This window comes from Flavobacterium sp. SM2513 (genome assembly GCF_050908145.1).
GTDB lineage: Bacteria > Bacteroidota > Bacteroidia > Flavobacteriales > Flavobacteriaceae > Flavobacterium.
The window spans coordinates 3,504,275-3,517,239 of the sequence record NZ_CP194228.1 but is presented as its reverse complement, the minus strand read 5'-3'; the positions used below and the strand labels follow the sequence as shown (position 1 = coordinate 3,517,239).

Below are 12,965 nucleotides of genomic sequence, written 5' to 3'. Positions count from 1 at the left end.
AAAATTTATAGTTTAATTAACAAATCAATTTATGACAAAAATTTACCAATTACTTATAATTTTAAGTACTGCGTTTCTCTTTAGTTGCGAAAAACAAGAACCCGAATGCTTTTTAACAGCTCCCAATCTTTATGTAAATGGTGAATTATATACCGAAACTCCTACAACTGTAGAAATTTTGGATAATGAAAACATTACTCTTGGTACAAAATTAGATGATAGTTTTGATTGCCTTTGGACGGGACCAAATGGTTTTGAATCTAATGAAAGAAGCGTTGTACTAAGCAATGCTACTAATGCCGACTCTGGCACCTATACCTTAGTTTGCAGCAAAGGAATTTGTACCGTAACAACTTCTTTAGAATTAAATGTACTAGCAACCATTATACCTTGTACTCCTGAAAAAAATAGATTAAAATTTACGCATGAGGGTGTGTCGACTCTTAATTTTTATGGTTCTTTAAATTCTGCCAATACCGGATATTACACCATGAGAATGAATGGTTCGGCAGGAAGTCTTACATTAATGTTCTCAAATGAAAACCCTCCAGAATCAGGCGTTTATGTTATTAATCCAGAAAATCCTACATCACCTGGAACGGGCGAGTTAAGTGTAGCCATAAGTTATCAAGGTTCTTATGGAGAAGCAAGGGAAGGAAATGTATACATCACTAAATTAGCTAGCGGAGATTATAAAATTACGTTTTGTGATTTGCGTTTTTACACCGGTTATCCCGTAATCTTAATAGGGTCAACACTTATAAATCAAGACGAGTTATGAAAAATGTAATTATTGTATTTATTGTTTTTTTATCATTTAGTGCACAAAGTCAAAATGCTTTTTTTGTAGATAAAAAAGGAAAAAAAACCATCATGCGAGACGATGCTGTGGATTTTATTCCTTTTGATAAACGCGTTTCTTATAAACAAGTGGGCAAAACTTGGGAAAAATACATCAAGTTTAGCGATTTAAATTATATGAAGTGGAACGGTTATATTTTTAAAAATTTTAAAGTAGGGAAAGATAAAAAAGAGAAATCATTATTTTTAGTTGCCGAAACCAAAACACACAAATTGTTTACCGTAGCTATAACCAATACTACTACGAGTGCTAGAGGAACTACAATGGGCTCTACTACGTGGTATGAATTTTTAATTACGGATGATAAACTTAATGTAATCGAAAATTTAACCTTTACTTCGGCAAGAAGAGATATTGAAGATCGGGAGAAAATAGGTCCCTTAGTTCGTAAATATTTTGCCGATTGCGATCAAATCATCCAAAATTTAGCTCAAACGGGAGATGCTGCAGACCAAATAGGTGATTTTGTATCGGCTCCAACTTATATTAACTGTCAATAATTATTAAAATACAACATGAAATATATTACAATTTTTACATTTTTTTTATTTGCAAGTACTTTGCATGCACAAGCGCCACAAGGTTTTTTAATTAGTGCTGGTGGAAATTACAGTAGCATAGATTCTGACGATTTATTAGCTGATCCAAGTATTGGATACAAATATGGTATTGCCTTTAATTTTGGATATCACGAAAGCTACAGTTATCAAATTGAAGTTTTTCAAAACAAAAGTACCTTTAATTTACTTGCTGTAGATGCTAATTTAGAACCTACTGATAATGCAAAATTCAGCAGAACAACTACTGATTTAGGCTTTTTCTTCAACTATTATGTAGTGCTACCAGATGAAGATAAGTTTTATTTTGGTCCTCAAGCAGGTATCAATTTTTCCTTCTTTGGTGGCGAATTACAACCTGAAAAAAATGTAGCGCCAGGTGACCAATATTATTTGCCTTATCAATTGAATGAATTTGCACTAACATCACTACCTAAATTTAACTACGGAGCTGGTATAGGATTGACAGGAGGTTACAACGATTTTAGATTTGATTTTCGTTATACTTTCGGTTTGAATAATGTTTTACAAGATGTACAAACCAACAGCCGTGACGAAAATAATAACTATACAGGGCCTACTTTAAATGGTAAGATTAACACACTTTCGTTTACCTTAAGTTATCGTTTAAATAAATTATTTGGTTACGAATAGATTTAATTACTCCGTGCTACAAAGCATCAGTGCAGCGATTGATTAAAAATAAAAATGCCTTGAAACTTCAGTGTGTCAAGGCATTTTTATTTTAAGCGATACTTCTAATGGAGTAGTAGCAGCGTTGCATTGCAGATGCTTAGTTCTGGTTTCAAAAGGGTAAGTTGGTAATCGTTGCAAACGAAAACCAGGGGGAAGTTCTACAGTTGTAGGAAGGGTAAAAGTAATGTGTTTTGAGGGTTCTACAGTTGTAGGAGGTGTAGAAGTAATGTATTTTGAGGATATTCCAATTTTTCCTTATTTATTTCAAAAATAATCCTATCAATATTTTTGTTTCACGAGTGGGATGGTCAGAGACTTTCGTAGAGCGCTAACTTTCGAAATTTATGTCCATTTTGATATAAATAATATGATAGCTAATATTATGGCTACAATTATAACACCTGCATTATCAGGTTTCTGATTAGGGTTTCTGTTGTTTCTATTATCAAAGGAACTGGAAACAAACGTACCATCTTTTCTATAATAAGATTTTCTAAATGCCACTTACAAATCGATTTTTTTCTAAATTACTTAAACATAGCGAATAATATCCCCACAAGTTTACACAACTTTCCCTCATCCTCAAAACTTTCCCCAAATAATTTATTTTCCCACAATTCCCACCCCCAAAAACATCTTTCAAAAAAACCTAAAAAACCAATTTCACATCTCAATTATAAAAGTTATTTTTGCACATGCAACACAACGTACTTATTTTAGATTTCGGCTCGCAATACACACAACTTATTGCCCGACGCGTTCGCGAATTAAATATATTCTGCGAAATTTTTCCTTACAATAATTTTCCAACTGACTTGTCGAGTTACAAAGCAGTGATTTTGTCGGGTAGTCCTTTTTCGGTTCGTGCCGAAGACGCTCCCCATCCTGACTTGTCGCAAATTCGTGGTAAAATGCCTTTGTTGGCTGTTTGTTATGGTGCTCAGTATTTGGCACATTTCAGCGGCGGTTTGGTAGCTCCATCGGATACCAGAGAATACGGAAGAGCAAATTTGTCTTTCATTAAAGAAGGAGAAGTTTTCTTTGACGGCGTTTCTGAAAATTCACAAGTATGGATGAGTCATTCGGATACGGTAAAGACACTTCCCACAAACGGAGTGAAATTAGCCAGTACCCACGACGTGGAAAATGCGGCTTATAAGATTGAAGGCGAAACTACTTATGCGATTCAATTTCACCCAGAAGTATACCATTCCACAGATGGAAAACAAATTTTAGAAAATTTTTTAGTTAAGATTGCTGATGTTCCTCAAAACTTTACCCCAAACGCCTTCGTAGAAGAAATGGTGGCGGAGTTGAAAGAAAAAATAGGAAACGATAAAGTGGTTTTAGGACTTTCAGGTGGTGTAGATTCTACAGTTGCTGCGGTTTTATTACACCAAGCCATTGGCCCCAACTTGCATTGTATCTTTGTAAACAACGGACTTTTGCGCAAAAACGAATATGAAAGCGTATTGGAGCAATACAAAGGAATGGGTTTAAACGTAAAAGGAGTCGATGCTTCGGCACGTTTCTTGGACGCTTTGGCAGGAATCAGCGAGCCTGAAGCCAAACGTAAAACCATCGGTCGTGTATTTATCGAAGTTTTTGACGACGAATCAAAAATCAGCGACGAGGTAAAATGGTTGGCTCAAGGAACGATTTACCCAGATGTTATTGAGTCGGTTTCTGTAAAAGGACCATCGGCAACCATTAAATCGCACCATAATGTAGGAGGTTTGCCGGAATACATGAAATTGAAAATCGTTGAACCGCTTCGCATGTTGTTTAAAGATGAAGTTCGTAGAGTAGGAGCGACTTTGGGAATTGATGCGGCTTTGTTAGGACGTCACCCATTTCCTGGACCGGGATTATCGATTCGTATTTTAGGTGATATTACACCGGAAAAAGTTCGTATCTTACAAGAAGTAGATGCTGTTTTCATTGACGGATTGCGTTCTTGGGGATTGTATGATAAAGTTTGGCAAGCGGGAGCGATTTTGCTTCCGGTAAATAGTGTAGGAGTAATGGGCGACGAACGTACTTATGAGAAAGTAGTAGCGTTAAGAGCTGTAGAATCTACAGATGGAATGACGGCAGATTGGGTACATTTACCTTACGATTTCTTAATGAAAGTGTCGAATGATATTATCAATAAAGTAAAGGGAGTGAATAGAGTAGTATACGATATTAGCTCAAAACCACCAGCAACGATTGAGTGGGAATAAAATAAATGGTTGCGGCGTTTCTATTTTTAGTAAATTTAGAAACGCTAATTTTTTTAATAAATAGAGGGAATATGAAGAAGTTATTGATGTGTTTTGCATTATTTGCAATGAGTTTAGGCGCTTTTGCCCAGCAAAATTTTATTAAACATAAGGTAGAACAAGGGGAAACGGTGACTAAAATTGCGCAAAAGTACCAAGTGACTCCTGCAACGATATTCCGATTAAATCCGGATGCTCAAGCCGGTTTAAAACCAGAAACGATACTCTTAATTCCCAAAGGAAATGGCGTTATCATTCGGGAAGTAACCGAAAAACCAACGGACAAAAAAACGCATATTGTTTCGGCAAAAGAAACTGTTTATGGTTTGACCAAACTCTATAACGTTACTGAAGCAGAACTTGAGAAAGCCAACCCAGGACTTGCAGCAAACGGTTTAAAAATTGGCGAAGAAATCAATATTCCTACAAAACAAGCCATTGTAACCCCAACAAAAAAGGTTTTTGCTGCTGAAAATAAAAGTGGTCGAACACATGTGGTGGAAGCCAAAGAAACGGTGTATGGTATTTCCAAACAATATAATGTTACCATTGAAGATTTAGAAAAATTAAACCCTGAAATTAAAGACGGATTGCAAATTGGTTTTACAATTAAAATCCCAAAAGAAGTGGTTGAAAAAGCCGATAAAGAAGAAGTAAAGCCTAACCAAGCGATAGTTGTATTGCCTGTTAAGCCAAATATGATTGCTTATGAAGTGCAACCCAAAGAGACGCTTTATGGAATCGCTAAAAAAACCGGTTTTTCGCAAGAAGAATTAATCGCATTAAACCCTTCTCTAAAAGAAGGCGTTCGTGACGGTATGGTTTTGAAATTCCCTGGAGTTGAAAAGAAAAATCAGCTGATTGCTCCAAAAAAGTATGCTGATTTAACACAAACCTTAAAAACTTCAAACCGTAAAAAATTGGTTTTGTTGATGCCTTTTAATATTTCTAAAATTGAAAGCGATACGACTTCAGTTCGAAACCGCATCAGAAGCGATAAATTCCTGAACATGACGCTCGATTTTTATTCGGGTGCGTTAATGGCTATTGATTCTGCTCGAATATTGGGACTGAATGTGGATGTGAAAATATTTGATTCGCAGGAAACCAAGAATTCATCAAATGTTGCTTCGATTTTTAAACAAAGTACTTTTTGGGACACCGATGTTGTGATTGGACCTTTTTACCAAACTAATGTGGAAGCTGCGGCACACTTATTAATGAAAGACAGCATCAGTATTATTTCGCCATTATCCAAAGAAACAAATGCAGTATTGCCCAATGTGATTCAGACGATTCCTTCAGATAATTATATGAAAGATAAATTGTTTGAATTCATGAAAACCGATAGCACGAATATTATTGGAGTAGTTGATACTAAAAAAATAGCTACGCGAAAGTATTTTGCAGAAAATCAACCCGCTATTAAACTGGTGAATTTTGAATCGAGTGAAACCACTAATAACGGAATAAAATCGCAATTAATTAAAGGCAAGAAAAATTATGTGGTCATGGATACGGAGAACACGTTTCGTATCAAGATGCTAATTAATACATTAATTGCCATGCAGTCTGAATACGATATTCAGCTAGTGATTTTAGAAACCAATCCAAAATTAGAATCGGACGAGATAAAAATAGAGAATTTATCAAAATTAAAGTTAATGTATACTTCGTTAGGAAAACAAGTGACCGAAAATGAAAATTCATACTTTACTAAAAAATACCGTCAAATTAATATGATTGCCCCAAATCCGTATGCGATTCGAGGATTTGATATTACGTTTGACGCATTAATCCGGATGTCGCAAGAAAAAGAATTCAAGGAAACTTTGACGGCCGTGACAACAGAACAATTTGAAAATAAATTCGCCTACGCAAAAAGAGAAGATAAAGGTTTCCGCAACACGGGATTCTATATTTTGTACTACGATACTGATTTATACATTAAAATAGCCAATTAATATGACTTCAAAAGTAACCTACTTAGGCGAATTGAGAACTTCGTCTATACATATTCAATCGGGAACAGAAATTATCTCAGACGCTCCCACTGACAACAACGGAAAAGGAGAAGCATTCTCGCCCACTGATACAGTTGCCAATGGTTTAGCCACTTGCATGATGACGATGATGGGAATTAAGTCTCGTGATTTAGCAGTAGAATTAGGTGGTTCAACAGCAGAAGTAACGAAAGTTATGGGAACAGAACCAAGGAGAATCACCGAAATTCACGTTAAGTTTGATATGGCAATTGCCGCTGATCAGCGAACTAGACTAATTTTAGAGCGAACAGCTATGACGTGTCCCGTTCATTATAGTTTGCATCCAGATATTAAGAAAGAGGTAACTTTTAATTGGAAGTAAATTGACCGACCAAGAAAAACTCATCAAACTCGCACATGCAAAAATGCCCTTCGGAAAATACGAGGGGCGTTTTCTTATTGACCTACCCGAATATTATGTAGTTTGGTACAGCAACAAAGGTTTTCCAAAAGGAGAATTGGGCTTGCAACTGCAACTGATCTACGAACTAAAACTAAATGGTTTGGAAGACCTAATACGAAATATCAAAAGGAAATACCCGAAGCCTAGATAGTTGTTACAGAAAATGCACATACTTTTCGATTAAAAAAGAGTTCGCCATCCTTTCGATACTAGTTTTTAAGTTGAGATAACTTCCAATTAAGAATTGTTGAACCATGCACCTCTGAAATCGGAGAAATTACTGTGCTTTACTAATACAATGGGCGTTTTAGTATGTTTTGCAAGACGTGCACATTCATAAAATTTTAATCAAACAATTCCAGTCTTAATTATTTGATTTTCAATTCGAAAATTATTTATTATCAATTAATTACTAAGATTACAACACTTCTCAAATGTTGTAATGTTTGACCTCAATTGCATAATCTTTAATGCCAGCATCGCCATCACCTTTGACCAAGTTAATAACAATTCTGTTATTAAGAAATTCAAATAAAATGAAAACAAAAATACCACACTTCTTAACAGGTATCTTAATGATGTTATCAAGTTTTGCAGTAAATGCTCAGGCTCCTACACTAGGAACAGCAGCAAATTTTGTCGTTTTCTCTAGCAACGGTTCGGTTACGTGTAATGTCACTAACAGTTTATCGACGCATCTTACAGGTAATGTTGGAACCAATTCTTCAGGAGGTACATCCACTGGTTTTGGAAATGTAAATGGAGTGATGCAAGACGACAATATCGTGAGTCAGCTCGCTTCAGCGGATTTATTAATTGCTTACAATCAGTTAAACGTACTGATTCCGAATTATTTTCCAGCAGCTCTTTTGGGCAATGGAGCAAGTTTAAATGCAGGTACTTACTTTATTAATGGTGAAGCAGTCTTGAACGGGAACCTAACTTTAAATGGTCAAGGAGATCCAAATGCACTTTTCGTTTTTCAAATCCAAGGTGCTTTTTCTACCAATGCTTTGTCAGAAATTACCTTAATTAATGGAGCAAAAGCTTGTAATGTGTTCTGGAAAATAGAAGGTCTTGTGGACATGGCTACAGGAACGAAAATGAAAGGAACCATTGTAGCAAACAATGCTGCGATTTTAATGGCAATCGACTCTACACTTGACGGCCGACTTTTATCTACAACAGGAGCTATTACTATTAATGGTGTTGTAGCGCAACTTCCTCTGGGTTGTGGAAGTCCTGTTTTAACAGGCCCACTTGCACCTAATTTAGGGTCAACAGTTTGCTACGCATTGTTTTCCGGTATCGGAAGTGTAACAAATTCAGGAGTAACGAACGCTATCGGTGATGTAGGAACCAATTCAGGCTTGACCACAGGTTTTAATAGCTTGAACGTAACGGGAACAATTCATCCAATTCCAGACGCTTCGACAAACCAAGCTGCTTCTGATTTATTGAATGTAAGAACATATTTAAATGCACTTACAAAAGATATTGAATTACTGTATCCTGCACAATTTGGTAACGATTTGGTTTTAACGCCTCATACCTATTTAATGAATGGCGGAACAGTTCTTACAAACTCCGTATTTCTTGATGCTCAAAACAATTCTGATGCGGTTTTTGTTATCAAAATTTACGGTGCTTTGTCAACAAGTACGTATGCTAAAGTTATGTTGCTTAATGGAGCACAAGCTAAAAATGTATATTGGATTGTAAATGGAGCCATTAATATCAGCGATTATTCTGAATTTAAAGGAACAGTTGTAGCAAATAATGGCGCTGTAAACCTAAGCACGGGAACTGTTATTAACGGAAGAGTGATGACAACAGATGGCTCATTGACCACTTTTGCAATTACGGCTAATATGACAGTGGGTTGCGAATCTTTAAGTGTTGGCGCTGTTGAAATCAATACTAAATCGATTATGGTGTATCCAAATCCATTTAAAAACTCATTGACTATCCAAGCGAAAGAAGATAATAGCAAAAGCGATTTTATTTTATACGACGTTACTGGAAAATTGGTAATGCAGAGAAATATAACGCAGATGACAACTGTTATTGATGTAAACGTGGTGCCTGGAATGTACCTCTACCGATTTATAAATGACGCGGGAGTTACTCAAACGGGTAAATTGATTGCTAGATAACTTTCAGCTTATACTAAAAGGAAACCCTCTATTGATTCATTTCAGTAGAGGGTTTTTTGTATGTAGACGATTACACTGAAGCCACCAATTCCAGTAAAACACTATACTACAATCGGTATTGCTTAAAATGAATTGCTTAAATATCATTTTGGTTACAGCCAAATTAACACGTCTTTATTTCACGACTTATCTAATTAAATTCGTACTTTTGCCACGTTTTTTTACACAACTACAACTACAAACAACAACACAATGAATCAAGTAAAATATATTTTTGTAACCGGTGGGGTGACCTCTTCTTTGGGAAAAGGAATTATCGCTGCATCTCTTGCAAAATTATTACAAGCGCGAGGATATCGAACGACTATTCAGAAATTTGACCCATACATTAATGTGGATCCAGGGACTTTAAACCCGTACGAACACGGAGAATGTTACGTGACAGACGATGGGGCAGAAACGGATTTGGATTTAGGGCATTACGAGCGTTTCTTGAATTTCCCAACGTCGCAAGCAAATAATGTTACTACGGGTAGAGTCTATCTTTCGGTGATTGAAAAGGAACGAAGAGGAGAATTTTTAGGAAAAACAGTTCAGGTGGTTCCTCATATTACCAATGAAATTAAAGAACGCATGCAGTTGCTAGGGAATACCGGCGATTACGACATCGTGATTACTGAAATTGGCGGAACAGTGGGTGATATTGAAAGTTTACCTTATATAGAGTCGGTTCGGCAATTGGTTTGGGAATTGGGTGAAAATAATGGAATTGTAATTCATCTAACTTTAGTGCCGTATTTGGCTGCTGCAGGAGAATTGAAAACAAAACCAACACAACACTCGGTAAAAACATTGATGGAAAGCGGGATCAAAGCCGACATTTTAGTATGTAGAACCGAACATGAAATCTCGGACGAATTGCGTCAGAAACTAGCCTTGTTTTGCAATGTGAAACGAGAAGCAGTTATCCAGTCGATTGATGCTTCAACGATTTATGAAGTGCCGAATTTAATGCTTGAAGAAGGTCTTGACGTAGTGGCATTGAAGAAATTAGATTTACCTAAGAAATCAGCACCCGATTTAAAAAACTGGAATGTCTTTTTACACCGATTGAAAAATCCAAAGCACGTTGTGAATATTGGATTGATTGGTAAATACGTGGAATTGCAAGATTCATACAAGTCGATTTTAGAAGCATTTATTCATGCAGGAGCTGCAAATGAAACGAAAGTAAACGTAGTTTCTGTACATTCTGAATACATCGACCCTTCTACTGTAGCTGAAAAATTCAAGGATTTAGACGGTATTCTAGTTGCACCAGGTTTTGGAGAACGCGGTATCGAAGGTAAGATTGAAGCCGTTCGTTTTGCAAGAGAACACAATGTTCCGTTTTTAGGGATTTGTTTAGGAATGCAAATGGCAGTTATTGAATACGCAAGAAATGTACTGGGTTATAAAGACGCTAATTCTACAGAAATGAACGGCGGTACTTCGCATCCGGTGATTGACTTGATGGAAGAGCAAAAAAGCATTACCGATAAAGGCGGAACTATGCGTTTAGGTGCTTGGAAATGCGACATTAAAGAAAATACATTAGCACATAGAATTTATAAAAACACAAGCATTTTAGAGCGTCACCGTCACCGTTACGAGTTCAACGGGGATTATCTAGAAGCATTGGAGCAGGCCGGACTAAAAGCATCGGGAGTAAATCCGGATACAGGCTTGGTGGAAATTGTGGAAATCGAAAAGCATCCGTTTTTTATCGGTGTGCAATACCATCCGGAGTATAAAAGCACGGTGGCGAATCCGCATCCTTTATTTGTGAATTTTGTGGCTGCTACAGTTAAAGCAAAGCAAAAATAATTAAATAAGTACAATTGATAGTCCTAACTATCGTAAAGCAGAACAATGGAAGAAAAAAAATTTGACCTCAATTCCATCATCGGGTTCGCCCTGATTTTTGGTATTTTAATGTGGATTATGTATCAAAATCAGCCTACCGAACAGGAATTGGCTGCCGAGAAAGCAAAAACAGAACAAGCGGATAAAAAAGCAGCCGAGGTAACAACGGTAGCTGACCCCACACAAACTGCAATTGCCGATACGACACAAGCAGATTCAACGCAATTGGCTCAATTAAAAGGTTCACTAGGAAACTTTGCCTACTCTGCGACGCTTCCTTCTGCAAAAAACGATTTCACTACTATTGAAAACGATTTACTTTCACTTAAAATCGCTAACAAAGGGGGGTATATTGTGGATGCTACACTAAAACAATTTGAACAATTTGAAAAAGGTTCAGGTAGTTTGGTACAAATCATCAAGGAGAACAATGCAAGTTTAAACTTGAAATTGCAAACCAAAGACAATCGTACTCTAGATACTAAAAACATGTATTTTGAGCCTACTTTAACCAAAGAAGGCGAAAACCAAGTATTGACAATGCGACTGAAATCAGCGGCAAATTCCTTTATGGAATACCGCTATGTCTTGAAGCCAAAAGAATACATGTTGGATTTCTCGATTCGTTCACAAGGAATGAACAGCGTTTTAAACGCAGCAAACCCAATTGACTTAGAGTGGGATTTAAAAACCTACCGTAATGAGAAAAGTGTAACTTACGAAAACCGTTACGCAGAAATCGTTTACGAATACGAAGACGGCAAAGATTCGTATACCAGTCAAAGCGGTTTGACTACAGACGACGCAAAAGATGTAACGTTTATAGCTTACAAACAGCACTTTTTCACATCAATCCTGTTAACTGACAAAGCTTTTGCAACAGCAAAAATGACTTCGGAAAACTTGGTGAAAGATGAGGAAATTGATACCATATTTACTAAAAAATACAGTACGATTATTCCGTTAGCCTTTACAGGTGGAGAAGTTGACTACAAGATGAATTGGTATTACGGCCCAACAGACTACAGAATCTTGAACAATTACGATAAGAATCTTGATGAAATTGTTCCTTTAGGATGGGGAATATTTGGGTGGATTAACCGCTTTATATTCATCCCAACTTACGATTTCTTAACAATGTTTTTCCCTTACGGAATCGCGATTATCGTGTTTACAATTTTAGTACGATTGGTGATGTCGCCTATTACTTATAAGTCATATTTGTCTCAAGCGAAGATGAAAGTCTTGCGACCTGAGATTGCAGAATTGACGGAGAAGTACAAGAACGATGCAATGAAAAAGCAACAAGAAACCATGAAATTATATGGTAAAGCAGGGGTAAACCCAATGGCAGGTTGTATTCCAGCTCTACTGCAAATCCCTGTGTTTTATGCTTTATTTCAGTTTTTCCCATCAGCGATTGACTTGCGTCAAAAAAGTTTCCTTTGGGCAGATGATTTATCATCATTTGATGCTGTATTGCACTTGCCGTTCTATATTCCGTTCTACGGAAATCACGTGAGTTTGTTTCCAATATTAGCTTCGGTTGCGATTTTCTTTTACATGAAAATGACCACAGGCGACCAGCAAATGGCGGCTCCAACACAAGAAGGAATGCCTGATATGGGAAAAATCATGAAGATTATGATTTACATTTCGCCGTTGATGATGTTGTTTTTCTTTAACAACTATGCATCGGGATTGAGTTTATACTACTTTGTTTCGAATACGATTACCATTGGAATCATGTTAGTTATCAAGAATTATATCGTAGATAATGATAAAATTCACGCAAAGATTCAAGAGAATAAGGCTAAGCCAAAATCAGAGGGTAAATTCCAAAAGAAGATGCGTGAAATGATGGAACAAGCTGAAGCACAAAAAGCACTCAAAGAAAAGAAAGGTAAGAAGTAAGAATTGCACTTTCTAGTACATAAAAAAGAGGAAATCACGTCGCGTGGTTTCCTCTTTTTGTATTTAGAAAAGGCTATCTATTTTGTAAAGAGCTATTTATAGAATTGAAAGAGCTATTTGTTTTTCAGGTGCTACGGTTACACGTCAAAAACCTTTTGATTTC

10 protein-coding genes are annotated in these 12,965 nt (G+C 36.5%); all 10 read left to right on the top strand.

Going from position 1 to position 12,965, the window contains the following annotated elements; translation table 11 throughout:
* Window positions 1-31: 31 nt before the first annotated feature.
* The 10 genes from ACQ5J2_RS14965 to yidC all read left to right on the top strand — a co-directional run bounded on the left by ACQ5J2_RS14965 (window position 32) and on the right by yidC (window position 12,802).
* On the top strand, window positions 32-781 hold the full coding sequence (locus ACQ5J2_RS14965; protein ID WP_432671268.1) for a hypothetical protein: 750 nt from the start codon (window positions 32-34) through the stop codon (window positions 779-781).
* A complete protein-coding gene (locus ACQ5J2_RS14960; protein WP_432671267.1) occupies window positions 778-1,362 on the top strand; it encodes a hypothetical protein in 585 nt (194 codons plus the stop codon). The genes ACQ5J2_RS14965 and ACQ5J2_RS14960 overlap by 4 nt, the downstream gene beginning before the upstream one ends.
* Before the next feature lie 15 nt (window positions 1,363-1,377).
* Window positions 1,378-2,073 carry an outer membrane beta-barrel protein gene (locus tag ACQ5J2_RS14955; protein ID WP_432671266.1) on the top strand — a complete coding sequence of 232 codons (696 nt, stop codon included), beginning with the start codon at window positions 1,378-1,380 and terminating at the stop codon, window positions 2,071-2,073.
* Window positions 2,074-2,810: 737 nt separating this feature from the next.
* Window positions 2,811-4,340 (top strand): glutamine-hydrolyzing GMP synthase, encoded by a 1,530-nt coding sequence (guaA, locus tag ACQ5J2_RS14950; protein WP_432671265.1) that lies wholly within the window; start codon window positions 2,811-2,813, stop codon window positions 4,338-4,340.
* Window positions 4,341-4,411: 71 nt separating this feature from the next.
* Entirely contained in the window at window positions 4,412-6,343 is a 1,932-nt protein-coding gene (locus tag ACQ5J2_RS14945; RefSeq protein WP_432671264.1) for a LysM peptidoglycan-binding domain-containing protein, read from the top strand.
* A 1-nt stretch (window position 6,344) separates the two neighbouring features.
* Window positions 6,345-6,746 (top strand): OsmC family protein, encoded by a 402-nt coding sequence (locus tag ACQ5J2_RS14940; protein ID WP_432671263.1) that lies wholly within the window; start codon window positions 6,345-6,347, stop codon window positions 6,744-6,746.
* A 1-nt stretch (window position 6,747) separates the two neighbouring features.
* Window positions 6,748-6,978, top strand: a complete 231-nt coding sequence (locus tag ACQ5J2_RS14935; RefSeq protein WP_432671262.1) for a DUF3820 family protein — start codon at window positions 6,748-6,750, stop codon at window positions 6,976-6,978.
* Window positions 6,979-7,363: 385 nt separating this feature from the next.
* A complete protein-coding gene (locus tag ACQ5J2_RS14930) occupies window positions 7,364-8,983 on the top strand; it encodes an ice-binding family protein (RefSeq protein ID WP_432671261.1) in 1,620 nt (539 codons plus the stop codon).
* Window positions 8,984-9,235: 252 nt separating this feature from the next.
* On the top strand, window positions 9,236-10,849 hold the full coding sequence (locus tag ACQ5J2_RS14925) for a CTP synthase (RefSeq protein ID WP_432671260.1): 1,614 nt from the start codon (window positions 9,236-9,238) through the stop codon (window positions 10,847-10,849).
* A gap of 45 nt (window positions 10,850-10,894) precedes the next feature.
* Entirely contained in the window at window positions 10,895-12,802 is a 1,908-nt protein-coding gene (gene yidC / locus ACQ5J2_RS14920) for a membrane protein insertase YidC (protein WP_432671259.1), read from the top strand.
* Window positions 12,803-12,965 lie beyond the last annotated feature (163 nt).